Source organism: Paenibacillus sp. FSL K6-1318, assembly GCF_037976905.1.
GTDB lineage: Bacteria > Bacillota > Bacilli > Paenibacillales > Paenibacillaceae > Paenibacillus > Paenibacillus amylolyticus_A.
In genome coordinates this window covers 5,355,715-5,369,783 of record NZ_CP150270.1, presented here as the reverse complement: position 1 = coordinate 5,369,783, position 14,069 = coordinate 5,355,715, and the positions used below count along the sequence as shown (strand labels likewise).

The following is a 14,069-nucleotide window of genomic DNA, read 5'->3' as shown; positions in this document are numbered from 1 at the left end:
TTAACATAAAAAAATAAAAAAATTTCCAAAATTTAATCGTTCAGCACTCGCTTTCAATGGGCTTGTTCCTGTAAGATAGAAGTAACTGATTCCAGCCAAGTACTGAAATAAGGAGAGACGACGATGAACACTAAACCTGATTGCGGCGTATCGTTGCAAATCGATGACTATCTGGATCTTTTGCATTTTGCCATCCAAATTCAAGATCAGGAATGGCAGCAATCCCTTATCCACCAACTCAAAATATTTCAGACGGCAACGGAGCAGCAGCGCACACCTGAAGAGGAATTATGGACACGGTTTGATTACATCAACAGCAAACTGACAGGTCTTTGCCACCAGATTCATGCCGCTCATTCCATGGATGAACGCAAGAAATTCGAGGAACGAATCGTTCTCTTGCAATTACAGCGATTGGAAGTTGCACGTAAAATTAAATGGGCGAGTCGCAGATAGATGGTCGTGTAAAACACCAAGCAGTGTACCGCCAAAATAGTATAATTCAGTGAGATTCATACATGAAGAAGTCATCCACCAATCGGGTTTTGGGGATGGCTTTTTCGCGTACTATAGAGAAATCCTATAACCTTATCAGGATGTCCTATTAAATTAGTTATTGCCCAAAGATGACTTGTAATGATATTCTTTGTTCAACCTAATTCCGACTATACAAGTAAGAATGGTTTGTTAATAGGATAGGGGAATGGGAGTACACATCATATTCGCTGTGATAGCAGCCTGTGGAGGAGATTGGGAATGGTTAAAAAACGGGGGATTCAAAAATTCCGGACAGCACTGCTGTTCATTACAATGCTGGCGGTACTGGCTGGATGCAGCACCGGAACTGCAAGCAATGAGTCAGAATCTGCTTCGGCAGCAGGCGACACAAAAGTGAAAAAGATCATTGTAGGAACAGGTACACAATTCCCGAATGTCTGCTTCATTGATGAGAATGGCAAGTTAACAGGTTATGATGTGGAACTGATCCGTGAGATCGACAAACGTTTGCCTGAGTATGAATTCGAGTTCAGCACCATGGATTTCAAAAACCTGCTGCTGAGTCTGGAAACGAAGAAAATTGACCTCATCGCGCACCAGATGGAAGTGAATGATGAGAGACAGGCGAAGTTCCTGTTTAATGATGAAGCCTATAATATTTTCCCAAATAAAATTGTCGTAAGTCAGAAAAATGAGGAAGTAAAATCGATTGAGGATCTCAAAGGTAAAAAACTGATTGTTGGTGCTACGAGTAATGCGGCTGTACTTGCTGAGAAATGGAATGCAGCGAACGGCAACGGGATTGATATCGTCTATTCCGGAGCAGGGGAAGATACCATTACCCAGATCAAAACAGGCCGGGTGGATGCAACCATCAGCACTCAATTTGCCATTGATTATCAAAATAAGGCGGTTGATGCTCAGTTGAAAACGGTAGGAGATGCCCTCTCCAACTCCAAAGTGTACTTTATTCTGAACAAAGATGAGCAGGAGCTCAAAACCAAAGTGGATGAAGCACTCAAAGCGATCAAAGAAGATGGAACATTAGGCAAACTGAGCACAGAGTGGCTTGGAGCTGACTATACGGTTGAAGAGTAGTCTGAGAAAGGTGTGCAGCGGTAATGGGAAAATCATTTGATCTGTCATTGGTTCTGGATTTCATCCCGGAACTGCTACGATATTTGCATATAACACTGATTGTACTGGGTGGTTCCATTGTGCTCGGACTGGTGGGCGGCGTGCTTCTGGCCGTTCCCCGGCTGTACCGGATTCCGGTACTAAGCCAGCTGGCTACCCTGTACGTCTCATTCATGCGGGGCACACCGATCCTGATCAAATTGTTTCTGGTGTACTACGGACTTCCCGAGTTGCTCAAGCCGATTGGCATCGACTTGTCGAGAACCGACCCGTTGCTGTTCGTCATTGTGACCTATGCGCTTAGTGATGCGGCATCCTTTGCTGAGATCTTTCGCGGAGCGGTACGCAGTGTGGACAAAGGTCAGACGGAAGCAGCTTATGCTGCGGGTATGACAACATTCCAGTCGTTTCGGCGGATTGTCGTTCCGCAGGCACTGATTGTTGCTTTTCCGAACATGGCCAATACGTTAATCGGTTCATTGAAGGATACGTCTCTGGCCTTCTCCATTGGTGTCATGGATATGGTGGGCAGAGGGCAGACGTTAATCTCCGCCACGTCCCACGCACTTGAGGTATATATCAGTTTGTCCGTGGTTTATTATGTCATTGTCATTGTACTTGAAAAAGGGTTCGCCGTTGCAGAACGCAGACTCCAGCGTCATGAACGCAAGAGAGTCGTACACAAACCGGCAGTTCGAGCCGAACGCCTGAAACGAATAGCGGGGTGAGCATATGTCGATTGATCTCCAGTTTATCTATACATCTTTTTTTCAAATCCTGAAGGCATTGCCACTGACACTCGTCATTACGATTGTTCCGTTGATTGCAGGCTTCGGGATCGGTCTAGCTACGGCTCTGATCCGTATTTATCGTGTACGGTGGATTCACCGCATTGCTGACTTCTACGTTTCATTCCTGCGTGGAACGCCGATGCTAATGCATCTATTCCTCATCTATTACGGCATTCCGATGATAATCGATAAGCTGGCGGAACGTTACGGCTGGGCTTTCCAATCCTCGTCGATTCCGATTCTCGTATTTGTACTGATTGCCTTCTCTCTCACTGCGGGCGCCTACATGTCCGAGATTATCCGTTCAGGTATTCTCGCCGTGGATATCGGCCAGATGGAAGCTGCTCACGCTGTAGGCATGAGCACATTCCAGGCTTTAAGACGTATCATCATCCCTCAAGCAATCGGGGCGGTGTTGCCCAATCTGTGCAGCATGTTTGTTGGGTTCCTGCATGGATCAACACTTGCTTTTACCGTGTCGCAGATGGATATACTCGGGAAAGCGGATGTGGTGGCATCTGTCAGTCTGAAATTTCTGGAGGCCTTTATCGCCGCAGCATTCATCTACTGGGGGCTGACCATCATTGCCGAGCGGATCACCGCTTTGCTTGAGCGTCGGGTTGCCGTGTACAGCAAAGGAGGCGTGTCATGATTACACTAACGAACATACACAAAACATTTGGCAAGCAGGAAGTATTGAAGGGGATTGATCTGACGGTGGAACAGGGTGATGTCGTAGCAATCCTTGGACCGAGTGGATCAGGCAAAACAACGCTGCTGCGCTGCGTCAATTTTTTGGAACGTGCCGATGAGGGAGAGGTTCAGATCAGTGGATTGACCGTCGATTGCAAGCATGCGCGCAAACATGACATTGTGCAGTTGAGACGAAAAACGGCGATGGTATTCCAACATTATAATCTGTTCAAACACAAGACGGTGCTGGATAACGTCACCGAGGGATTAATTATTGCCCAGAAAATACCCAAAGCTGAAGCAAGAACTCGCGCCTTGCGTGTGCTTGAACAAGTCGGACTGTCTGCCAAAATCAATGAGTATCCGAGTATGTTGTCAGGTGGACAACAGCAACGGGTGGGGATTGCCAGAGCACTGGCATTGAATCCCGAAGTGATTTTGTTTGATGAACCGACCTCGGCGCTGGACCCAGAACTGGTAGGGGAGGTATTGTCTGTCATCCGCTCCATTGCTCAAGAAGGGATTACCATGATTGTGGTTACCCATGAAATGGGTTTTGCCCGTGAGGTGGCGAATCGAGTTGTTTTCATGGATGGAGGCTCTGTTGTGGAGGAAGGAACACCGGAAGAGGTATTTGTGCGTCCGAAACAGGAACGTACTCGCCAATTCCTCAGTCGATATTCTTCTGACTGGAGTTATGTCATCTGACGATATAGGCGCAAGCTGTAGTAACTGACGATCCCGGCCCGGCATATGCTGTAACAGGCAAATGCTGATAGGCCGGGTTTTTCTTTGGGTGAAGCAGGCCGTGACGGTAAGGAGGAGGACCATGCAGAGCAAAATCGATGAAATCATCACACATATTGCACACTCTCACCAGCAGATCGCACGTGTGCTGGATGCCAAACGCCAAGTCGCTGTACGCATGTCTGAAATCATCAATCATTTGCCAGATATCGAACCGGAGTTGGATGGCGTTGACGGTCTGCTGGATAGCTCTGGGCAAATCAACAAAAGCATTATCTCTTACTTGGGAGGCCTTGCAGATTTGGAAGAGGCTGTAGCGGAAACGCTGACCCAAGTCATGCGGGAGATTGCGGTTCAAGAGGAAGAATAAGCCCGGAAGGCGGGTGAAAGAACATGAGTAGAGAACAGAGCCTCATTCTGATGCTGGACGCAGCAGCCAAGATGCAGTGGAATATTGCCCTGATCCTGGAGGCAAAAGCGATCGAGGCCGAGAAGGTACGGAACTGGACGCTGAATCATCTGACTGGGGATACCTTTCTGACGCATGGGGATCAGGTCGGAGAGCCACTCAAAATGCATGATCAGCTGGTGGAATTGCTGGAAGGATTGACCCGGATGGAAACCGGACTGTGCAACAATCTCAAAGCGGTGATGGTACAGAACGATAGCGAAGATGGCGGCGGTATGGACGGTGGCATGTTTGGCGGCATGGATCTGGGAGACATGGGAAAATGAGTCTGATGCGGCGTGAGCAGGAAGCGAAACTGGCTCTCATTGAATCTATTGCACACAGTCAGCAGGCGCTGGCGCGCATTCTGGACAGTGTAGCCAGCGTATCCGCTCATTCGGAAGTATCCGCCCGCAGTCTGGCCGAGAACATTCGTTTGTTGAGTCGTTATCAGGAAGAGATGTCTCGTATGGTTACGGGAATCAGGCTGGCCCGAATCCAGCATGGGGAGCCCGGCTTGCCCTGGCTCAAAGACCCCGGGTGTGCAATTCGTATCGTTCGGGACATACAGGAGGAATGTTGACATGTTAAAGAAGAAGAAAGTACGACTGAGAACCAAAAGAGCTTTGGTAACCCGTGGAGCCCGTCTGCGCAAAATCCGCAAGCTGCGTGCGCTCAAGGCCAAGCGTGTGCTTCACAAACGCCCACTTAAAGGACGCAGTGCGTGGCTCAAAAAAAAGAAACGTACGGTACGGCGGCACCGGAGTCCGAAGCCCGTACAACCATTCGTCCCGGCTACCCCTACCGATCCGAACCCGGACAGTGCGTACAGCCAGGGATACAACGAGGCGTACAACGAGGGATTCAACGCGGGTTTCGCCAAGGGATTCGAGGACGGACATCAACTGGCGTACAAAGCACAGTAACCGAGTAGACACGATTATTCCTGCATGGAATGATGCTTGTATAACAGTTAGCCCGGGGGGACAGATCCCTCCGGGTTATTTGCATTACCGCAAAAGCGGACATGCCCGTACAGGCGGATGTGGAGGGCAAGCGCCAATTTTGCGCCTTGCAGGACACCCGTCCATGATGCATCTGACCCCGAGGCATATCCTTTAGAGGGAAGACCAATCACGGGGAGAGTCTGGAAGTGAGATCTCCTGAAGGAAGACAGGGTGAAGAATGTGGCAAAACGAAGACACCGTCCGCTGACCGAAGCGGAGACGGCTTACCGCGGCGGATACGCAGAAGGCCGCAGATTTGGCGGCTGTCAGGCCATGATGGAGCGGGTGCAGGTGTTTCAACCGACCCTGCGGGACATGAAGGTGCTGTATATTCCCCAAGGATTCGATGCCATTGATGAAGGTGTCACCTTGGCCCTGCAGCAGTCTGTACGTGAATGCGTTGTTGGATCGCCAGCAGCGATGTTGCAGGAAGCCAGTCAGCATCGTCCCGATGTCGTGCTCGTCATGAATGGTCTGCATGTGTTCCCCGCAGATCATCTGGAGCAGGTGAACGGCATACGTGCACTCGGTATTCGAACAGCTGTATGGTTTGTGGATGATCCGTATTTCACCGAAGATACAGCGACCCTCTGTCAGCACTATGATGTCGTGTTCACACATGAAGAGGCAGCGGTGCCCTTCTATCTGGGAAATGGAGCGAGCCAGGTCATCTACATGCCGCTCGCGGTGAATCCATGCATGTTTCAACCGCGCCGCACGGCACCGCAGCATCAGTACGACATTTGTTTTATCGGTACAGGGTTCTGGAATCGGATTAAGTTGTTTGATGAGCTGGCCCCTTTTCTCGCAGACAAAAAGGTGTTCATCGCGGGTAGTCAGTGGAACCGGCTGGCACGCTTTGATGTACTTGGCCGGTTCATCCACGAAGGGTGGATTGACCCCGGAGCGACTGTGGATTATTACAATGGTGCCAAGATCGTCATTAACATTCACCGGACTTGCGAGAACGGAGAAGACAATCGCAATACGCACCATCTGGAAGGCCGCTCCATTAATCCACGGACGTATGAGATCAGTGCCTGCGGCACGATGCAGATTACGGATACACGCGGAGATCTGCCCCGTTATTATCAGCCGGGCTATGACATCGAGACGTTCAGCAATGCGGCAGAGCTTCAGCACAAGATCCACTATTATCTGAAACATGAAGAGGAACGGCAGGCGATGGCTTGGCGTGGACTGCTCACCACAATGAACCAGCACACGTTCACTCGTCGCATCGCTCAGTTGCTGGAACATTTGTAATCCCAATCCCCATCTGAAGTACAGCAGTAACGAGAACCCTATCCCAAAAATAAAGGAGTGGCGGTATGTCTCTCAAACACCGTAAAACCAAAAAGGTTCATGCACCCGTACTCAGCCTGGCAGATCAAGCACGCAAAAATGGGCAACATGCCGGATATGATGCGGGTAAGGAAGAAGGATATCTGCGCGGTCGCGCCAACTATATTGTGAATTGTGCACAGGAACCGTTGCCTTTCCGGCAGCTTCACGTGCTGTATGTATCATCGGGTAAAGGCTTTCCATACTCTCCGCTGGATGAGGCGATTATGGCCACACTACAGGGCATGGTAGCTCAGGTAACCCTCTCTGATCCGCGTCAACCGGTTTCCGAGATTGCGCTGCAAACGCGTCCTGATCTGGTGCTTGTGCTGGATGGAATGGATATTCCCATCGAGCATATCGATGCAATTCGCCAAGCAGGCATTCAGACGGCGATCTGGCTCACGGATGATCCGTACTATACAGATATGACGCTGGAGATCGTGCATCATTATGACCATATCTTCACGCTGGAACTGAACTGTGTTGAACTGTACCGCCAAACCGGTTGTGCATCGGTTCACTACCTTCCTTTTGCCGCTTTCACCAATCATTACTTCCCAATTACAACTCCTTCCCCATTAAAAAGAGATGTCAGCTTTATTGGCTCCGCCTACTGGAACCGGGTATACTTCTTCAACCCGATCATGGCTCAGCTGATGTCACACAATACGGTATTTAACGGCATCTGGTGGGACCGCCTGCCTGACTACACCGCCTATGGCGAGAAGATTGAACTTGGCCGCTGGATGAGTCCGCAGGAGACCAACGATGTGTACAATGGCACCAAAATTGTCATCAACCTGCATCGGTCCCACGAAGATGACTCGGTCAATAACAATCACCTCAAAATCCCGCCGGCTTCACCGAACCCGAGAACGTTTGAAATTGCCGCTTCCACAACGCTACAGCTGACCGATGCACGCGATGACATTGCGCGTTTCTACAAACCGGGTGTGGAGATCGAAACGTATTCCTCCCCGCAGGAGTTGCTCGACAAGGTGGAATACTACCTTACTCATGAGAAGGAACGTCGTGAGATTGCACTTCGAGGGCTCGAACGTACACTGAAAGACCACACGTACGGTAAAAGAATTAATGAAATGTTAACCATCATATTCCCTTAATTTTGGCCGGGAGGAGGTGTGCACAGTACCCTGTATCGGATGTCCGCATACAGGGTCCGTGCGGCCATGGCAATGAAACCAAAGCTGATGTTGTTTTCCCATGTGTGCAACACCCGCAGCATTACGGGCGCGGAGAAGCTGCTGCTTCATTTTATGAGGGAGATCGGTACGATCTTTGATTGTGTGCTCGTAGTTCCGCAGGAGGGGAAGCTTGCGGGGCTTGCACGAAGATTCGGCATTCAGGTCAAAATATGCAATCTGCCGATGCTTCACGGTGTGTACACACCTTACCGGGGCATTGCAGACGATGCGGAGCATCTTCGCCATACACCAGCGTATCAGGAGGCGGTCTCCCTGATTCGGGAAACCGCGCCTGATATGGTGCTAACGAACACCTGCGTCAATGTAATGCCGGCTGTAGTGGCGAAATCGCTTCAGATTCCGGTCATCTGGAAGATCACCGAGATCATTCATTCGAATGAACATACAACCGAGGCGATCCAGATGATTGGCCGTTATGCAGATTGGATTATCGGTATATCCGAGACAGCGGTGGCCCCATTTCATGAAGCCGGCATGGGTGACAAACTGACCGTCATTTCGCCTACTTGGGAACCCGCGCTACCAGCACCGGACCGCTGGGTTCATCTGCGTGAGCGTAAGCGCAAGGAACTCGGTTTCAAGTCATCACAGACCTGTATCGGTTATATTTCTTCCTTTATATATGATGCCAAAGGGTTGAAACCTTTTGTAGATATGGCCTTGAAGATCTGTGAAACGCATTCGCGCTGTCGTTTCTGGATCATCGGCGCACCATCGGATAAAAAGTATTACGACGAGTGTGTATCACGGGTGAAGAAATCCGGGTATTCGCGCCGATTTATCTTCACCACATTTGAAGAGAACGTATCTCTGGCGTATACCGCCATGGATATTGTAGTCATTCCGAGCATGGTCAAAGAAGGATTTGGCATGACCGCACTGGAGGGGCTCTACTTTGCCAAACCGGTCATCGCCTTCGCTCAGGGTGGACTGAAGGAATTGATGGAATCCGTAGGCAGTGATGCCTTTCTGGCCCCGCCGGGGGATACCGAAGCGCTTGTCACATTAGCGACAACCTTGCTGAATGATTCCGATCTGGCCTCGGATACGGGGTGGCGCAATCGGACAGAAGCGGAAAGACTCTACGGGATTGAAACCTACCGAACGAAATTGCATACGATGGTGACACAGTGGTTGTTACGTTTTCCCGGATGGTTTACGTACATCCAGCCTCCGAATGGACCTGTGTACACATGGGGGGAGGGCGGATTACGCACAGTACTGGCTTTGGAACCTGCTACAGTGCGGGCACTCTTATTCCCACTGAGCGTCATCCAGGCGTTGCCGCTTTCCTCATTACCTCCGATTGCATTGGGTCAGGATGCTCCGGGTGCAGCGGCTCGCTCCGTTGCCAAGCTCATTCAACAGGGTGGCAGAACGGGGAAACGTCGACGCAAATCACTTGCATCACATACTCGCCGAGACCGTGAGGGGTTAAAACAGGCCTCGGGTACTGGCAAACGTAAGGGGAAACCCCGTACAACGAAGGGACCGCGTCCGCATATGGGAAAATCGGCTAGTCGCAGACGCAAATCTGCCAAGGCGGGACGTAGCCGAGTGAGGCGCAAAGGTTCCAATACAAGATGAAGGCAGGGATTACGATGAAGATCATGACGGTGCTGGGTACGAGACCTGAGATCATTCGACTCAGCCTGATCATTTCCAAGCTGGACCAGTACGCGTCCAAACATATTCTGGTACACACGGGACAGAACTTCACGGAAAGTCTCAGCGGTCTCTTTTTCAAGGAAATGGGCCTGCGCGCACCGGATTACGTTCTCCAGGATGAAGCGGCCTCCCTGGGACGGCAGTTGTCCTCGATGTTTACGCAGATGGAAGATCTGATATTGCAGGAGAAACCCGATAAATTACTGCTGCTCGGTGATACCAATAGCGCATTGTGTGCTGTGCTGGCTGAGCGCATGGGGGTTCCTGTTATTCATATGGAAGCAGGCAATCGTTGCTTCGATCTGGATGTGCCTGAGGAGAAGAATCGCAGAGTTATTGATGCCATCTCCACCATTAATATGCCTTACACGGAACAGAGCAAGAAACACCTGGTTAGCGAAGGGGTACCGAGCAGAAGAATCGTGCTCACGGGCAATCCAATCTATGAAGTGATGCAGCACTATGACGCACAGGTAAACTCCAGCAAAATCCTCAAAAAGCTGAAGCTGAAGTCCGGGCAATATTTTTTGGTTACCGCTCATCGTGCCGAGAATGTCGATCATGCCCCTCATTTGCTGGAGATTATGAAAGGGCTGAATCAGGTTGCAGAGGAACACGGTTTGCGTGTGATCTGCAGCATTCATCCGCGTACAGCGATTCGGATTGCGGAGCATCTGCAGCTGGAGATGAACCCGCTGGTGGAGTTTCACGAGCCGTTTGGATTCTTCGACTTTGTGATGCTCGAACGTCATGCACGTTGTGCACTCACGGATAGCGGTACCGTGCAGGAGGAGTGTTGCATTATGGGTGTGCCGACCGTTACCATGCGTCGAACGACAGAACGGCCGGAAACGGTGGATTGCGGAAGCAATGTGGTCTCCGGTCTGGATGCGGCACGCATCGCCGATTGTGTAAAAGTCATGACGCAGATGTCTACTGATTGGGACTGTCCACAAGGCTACAAAGCAACAGATGTATCCAGTAAAGTGGTTAAATTTCTGCTTGGAGGGAAAATGCATGTTTGAAAATAAGCGTATACTCGTGACTGGCGGTACGGGATCATGGGGTTATGAACTTGTGGCTCAACTGCTGCCCCAGCAGCCGAAAGAAATTATTGTGTATTCCCGGAACGAGTCCAGCCAAGTGGCCATGAGTCGTGATTTTGAAGACTCGCGTCTTCATTTCCGGATTGGAGATATTCGTGACAAGGACGCTTTGACAGCTGCCTGCCAGCATGTGGATTATGTATTTCATCTGGCTGCGCTCAAGCATGTTCCGGTATGTGAAGACCAGCCGTACGAAGCACTCAAAACCAATGTGATTGGTACACAGAATGTGATCGAGGCGGCTATTGAGAACAAGGTGGAAAAAGTCATCTATATCTCGACTGACAAGGCTGCCAATCCGTCCAACTTCTACGGCATGACAAAGGCCATCGGCGAGAAATTAATCGTATATGCCAACTTGTTGCACAGCGATACCAAGTTTGTTACGGTGCGGGGCGGGAATGTATTGGGAACAAACGGCAGTGTGGTGCATCTGTTCAAGAATCAGATTCGCCAGAAAGGGCAGGTCTCCATCACGGACATGAGCATGACTCGATTCTTTCTTACACTCAAGGACGCCATCACGCTGCTGTTCAAAGCTTCCGTGGAGAGTATGGGCGGAGAGATCTTTGTCATGACGATGCCGACGTGCAAAATCGTTGATCTTGCTGAGGTGTTGATTGAGGATTCCGGCGTGGAGAACGTGGCTATTGTGGAACGTGGTATTCGTCCAGGGGAGAAAATTCATGAAATACTGATGAGTGAATTCGAGAGCATGACTACTGTGGTCTACGATGAGCAATATCTGGTCATTCTCCCGACCCTCGGTATCCCGGGACTGCGTGAACATTACAACAATTGTCCTCCAGTCTCCTTCAACAGCTTCAGTTCCGAACATCAACTGATGACCAAAGAAGAGATTCGTGAAATTCTGAAACGCGGAGGATTTCTGTCATGAAACTGCTGATACTTGGTGGGAACGGAATGGCCGGCCATATTTTGGTCGACTATTTCCGCCGTCAAGGTGTACACAGCGTCTTCTACACAACTCGGGATGTCACGGACCCGAATGGTCTGCTCCTGGATGTGAACGACAGCTTCATGGTCGATCGACTGGTAGAAGCGGTGCACCCGGATGTGATTATTAATGCTGTAGGTGTGTTGAACAGCTTCGCAGATGAGGACAAAATCACCGCATATCATATTAATGGTTTCCTGCCGCATCGTCTGCGGCGGGTTGCGGATGAGATTGGTGCACGCCTGATTCATATCAGCACAGATTGTGTGTTCAGCGGGGACAGGGGAGCATACCGGGAAGATGATGTCACGGATGGGACTTCTGCTTACGCCATCACCAAAGCACTTGGCGAAGTTCAGGATGAAGGCCATCTGACGATCCGTACGTCGATCATTGGACCTGAGATTCGGCAGGGTGGCATTGGTCTGATGCAATGGTTTATGTCCAGCACAGGTGAAGTCGGCGGGTATACCCGCGTGTTCTGGAACGGGGTGACCACGCTTGAGCTGGCCAAATGGGTAGACCATTACCTGGCTTCATCCGTTAGTGGTCTCATCCATCTGGCTCATCCGGCTCCGGTCAGCAAGCATGACCTGCTTGTGCTGTTCAAGCAGACTTGGGATAAGCAGGATGTGACGATTGTGCGTGATGACAGCATGGTGCAGGACCGTACGCTGGTATCCACTCGCGAGGATGTGAAGACAGACCTGCCGGATTATTCTACAATGCTGAAGGAGCTGGCATTATGGATGGAGCAGAGCTGACAGGCAAGAAAGTACTGATCACAGGCGCCTCGGGATTTACCGGGCGACATGCGGTTTCTTATTTTCGGGAAGCGGGTGCAGTGGTTGCAGCGGTAGTCCGGAGACCGGATGTGTATTCATTCGGTAAAGGCGCCCAAGTCCATGTCTGTGATCTAAATGATAAACAGCAAGTGCGTCACCTGATCGACGAGGTGCAGCCAGACTATGTACTGCATCTCGCCGGCAAAAATTCCGTACCCGATTCGTGGGCAGATCCGCTATTGGTGCTGGAGACCAATGTGATGGCTGTGCTGTATTTACTGGATGCGCTTCGCAGTTGTCCGGCAGCACGAACCGTTATTGTTGGATCAAGGTTAAAATATACGCCGGAACCCGGCCGGATTCCCCAACCTCCGCACCCGTACAGTCTTAGCAAAGCACTGGAAGAGATGGTGTCTTTGTCTTGGATGTCGCTCTTCGGACAGCAGATCATGCTGGCGGAGCCGGGCAATCTGATCGGTGCCGGTCCTTCGACAGGTATCTGTTCACTGCTTGCACGCCATGTTGTTGCGTGTGAGCAGGCGGGCAAAACCGAGGCATTCCGTCTGTCTGGACGGGACAGTACCCGTGACTTTCTAGATGTGCGAGATGCGGTCAGAGCATATGCGACCCTTCTGGTACATGGGGCTAGCGGTACGGTATATCCAGTGGTGTCCGGAGTCGAGCGTAGTCTAGGTGAAATTGCAGATCTGCTGTTGTCCATGACAGAAGCAGAAGTGCCTGTTCGCTGGGATGGGGCATCTTCCGGTCCGGATGGAGCGGGTAAACAGGAGGAATTATCCATGCTGCGCAAGCTTGGCTGGCAGCCGCTGATTCCATTTGCCACATCGCTGCAGGATATTCTGAGTGATGTTCGTGCCCAGCAAGGGAGGACGACAAATTGAGTCCAAGAGTGTCCATTGTCATTCCTTTTTATAACTGCCCTTACGTGCCACAGGCAATTCAGAGTGCGCTGAACCAGACGTATCCTGATGTGGAGATCATTGTTGTGAACGATGGCTCTACCCGGCATGCGGAGCTGCTTCAGCCTTATCTTCCGTATATAAATGTACTTGGCAAAAGCAATGGTGGTACCGCTTCGGCACTTAATCATGGCATCCGCCATGCCTCAGGTGAATATGTGGTTTGGCTTAGTTCGGATGATTGTCTGTACCCTGATAAAATTCGGCATCAGCTTGCGTTTATGCAACGCGAGAATGTGCTTGTCTCGCATACAAACTTTCATTATATTAATGAACATTCTGCCGCGACCAAGCTGAACGCAGGACCTGCACCGATGGCTGATCTGGATTGGTTGCGATTGTTCGTTAATGGCAATCCGGTGAATGGATGTACCGTCATGATTCGCAGGGATCTGTTCAGCGGGGTGGGGTTGTTTGATGAGTTACTGCCTTATACGCATGATTTGGATCTCTGGCTGCGTATTCTTCTGAACGGTCATCGTTTTCCATATCTGAACGAGCCACATACCGCATATCGTTGGCATGGAGGAATGGGATCGGTTCGTCATGCGGATGTCATCGGCAGAGAGGCATCCATGGTATGGTCCAGATATCGCGAACCGTTATTGCAGCGTATAGCGGCGCTTGGCGGGTAGCGTAGGGAGGGCGGTTATGAAGGTCACAAGGTGGCTGATTAAC

The 14,069-nt window shown here is 50.6% G+C and carries 17 protein-coding genes; all 17 read left to right on the top strand.

The features are described 5' to 3' along the window. Nucleotides 1–123 precede the first annotated feature (123 nt). The 17 genes from NYE45_RS23870 to NYE45_RS23790 all read left to right on the top strand — a co-directional run bounded on the left by NYE45_RS23870 (nucleotide 124) and on the right by NYE45_RS23790 (nucleotide 14,026). Entirely contained in the window at nucleotides 124–456 is a 333-nt protein-coding gene (locus NYE45_RS23870) for a hypothetical protein (protein ID WP_062837872.1), read from the top strand. Nucleotides 457–756: 300 nt separating this feature from the next. Further along, on the top strand, nucleotides 757–1,596 hold the full coding sequence (locus NYE45_RS23865; RefSeq protein ID WP_340014281.1) for a transporter substrate-binding domain-containing protein: 840 nt from the start codon (nucleotides 757–759) through the stop codon (nucleotides 1,594–1,596). Nucleotides 1,597–1,619: 23 nt separating this feature from the next. Further along, the gene (locus tag NYE45_RS23860; RefSeq protein ID WP_340014280.1) at nucleotides 1,620–2,363 is read left to right on the top strand and encodes an amino acid ABC transporter permease; all 744 of its coding nucleotides are present in this window, start codon (nucleotides 1,620–1,622) and stop codon (nucleotides 2,361–2,363) included. A 4-nt stretch (nucleotides 2,364–2,367) separates the two neighbouring features. After that, complete coding sequence (locus tag NYE45_RS23855; RefSeq protein WP_036673453.1) at nucleotides 2,368–3,078, top strand: amino acid ABC transporter permease; 711 nt, start codon at nucleotides 2,368–2,370, stop codon at nucleotides 3,076–3,078. After that, nucleotides 3,075–3,827 (top strand): amino acid ABC transporter ATP-binding protein, encoded by a 753-nt coding sequence (locus NYE45_RS23850; protein WP_340014279.1) that lies wholly within the window; start codon nucleotides 3,075–3,077, stop codon nucleotides 3,825–3,827. Before NYE45_RS23855 ends, NYE45_RS23850 begins: the two co-directional genes overlap by 4 nt. A 121-nt stretch (nucleotides 3,828–3,948) precedes the next feature. Beyond that, nucleotides 3,949–4,236, top strand: a complete 288-nt coding sequence (locus tag NYE45_RS23845; protein ID WP_017692509.1) for a hypothetical protein — start codon at nucleotides 3,949–3,951, stop codon at nucleotides 4,234–4,236. Between the two features lie 23 nt (nucleotides 4,237–4,259). Continuing rightward, nucleotides 4,260–4,601, top strand: coding sequence for a restriction endonuclease subunit S (locus tag NYE45_RS23840; protein ID WP_340014277.1), 342 nt, complete (start codon nucleotides 4,260–4,262; stop codon nucleotides 4,599–4,601). Next, a complete protein-coding gene (locus NYE45_RS23835; protein ID WP_062837871.1) occupies nucleotides 4,598–4,897 on the top strand; it encodes a hypothetical protein in 300 nt (99 codons plus the stop codon). The genes NYE45_RS23840 and NYE45_RS23835 overlap by 4 nt, the downstream gene beginning before the upstream one ends. Before the next feature lies 1 nt (nucleotide 4,898). Next, the gene (locus tag NYE45_RS23830) at nucleotides 4,899–5,240 is read left to right on the top strand and encodes a hypothetical protein (protein WP_062837870.1); all 342 of its coding nucleotides are present in this window, start codon (nucleotides 4,899–4,901) and stop codon (nucleotides 5,238–5,240) included. Nucleotides 5,241–5,492: 252 nt separating this feature from the next. After that, nucleotides 5,493–6,587, top strand: coding sequence for a glycosyltransferase (locus NYE45_RS23825; RefSeq protein ID WP_340014275.1), 1,095 nt, complete (start codon nucleotides 5,493–5,495; stop codon nucleotides 6,585–6,587). 65 nt (nucleotides 6,588–6,652) lie between these two features. Next, complete coding sequence (locus NYE45_RS23820) at nucleotides 6,653–7,792, top strand: glycosyltransferase (RefSeq protein ID WP_062837868.1); 1,140 nt, start codon at nucleotides 6,653–6,655, stop codon at nucleotides 7,790–7,792. 39 nt (nucleotides 7,793–7,831) lie between these two features. Continuing rightward, nucleotides 7,832–9,481 (top strand): glycosyltransferase family 4 protein, encoded by a 1,650-nt coding sequence (locus NYE45_RS23815; RefSeq protein WP_340014273.1) that lies wholly within the window; start codon nucleotides 7,832–7,834, stop codon nucleotides 9,479–9,481. A gap of 14 nt (nucleotides 9,482–9,495) precedes the next feature. Continuing rightward, nucleotides 9,496–10,587 carry a UDP-N-acetylglucosamine 2-epimerase (non-hydrolyzing) gene (gene wecB, locus NYE45_RS23810; RefSeq protein ID WP_062838047.1) on the top strand — a complete coding sequence of 364 codons (1,092 nt, stop codon included), beginning with the start codon at nucleotides 9,496–9,498 and terminating at the stop codon, nucleotides 10,585–10,587. Next, complete coding sequence (locus NYE45_RS23805) at nucleotides 10,580–11,566, top strand: polysaccharide biosynthesis protein (RefSeq protein ID WP_145151501.1); 987 nt, start codon at nucleotides 10,580–10,582, stop codon at nucleotides 11,564–11,566. The genes wecB and NYE45_RS23805 overlap by 8 nt, the downstream gene beginning before the upstream one ends. Continuing rightward, nucleotides 11,563–12,390 carry an SDR family oxidoreductase gene (locus tag NYE45_RS23800; RefSeq protein WP_062837866.1) on the top strand — a complete coding sequence of 276 codons (828 nt, stop codon included), beginning with the start codon at nucleotides 11,563–11,565 and terminating at the stop codon, nucleotides 12,388–12,390. The genes NYE45_RS23805 and NYE45_RS23800 overlap by 4 nt, the downstream gene beginning before the upstream one ends. After that, on the top strand, nucleotides 12,372–13,313 hold the full coding sequence (locus NYE45_RS23795; RefSeq protein WP_340014272.1) for an NAD-dependent epimerase/dehydratase family protein: 942 nt from the start codon (nucleotides 12,372–12,374) through the stop codon (nucleotides 13,311–13,313). The genes NYE45_RS23800 and NYE45_RS23795 overlap by 19 nt, the downstream gene beginning before the upstream one ends. After that, a complete protein-coding gene (locus NYE45_RS23790; protein WP_340014271.1) occupies nucleotides 13,310–14,026 on the top strand; it encodes a glycosyltransferase in 717 nt (238 codons plus the stop codon). The genes NYE45_RS23795 and NYE45_RS23790 overlap by 4 nt, the downstream gene beginning before the upstream one ends. Nucleotides 14,027–14,069: the final 43 nt, after the last annotated feature.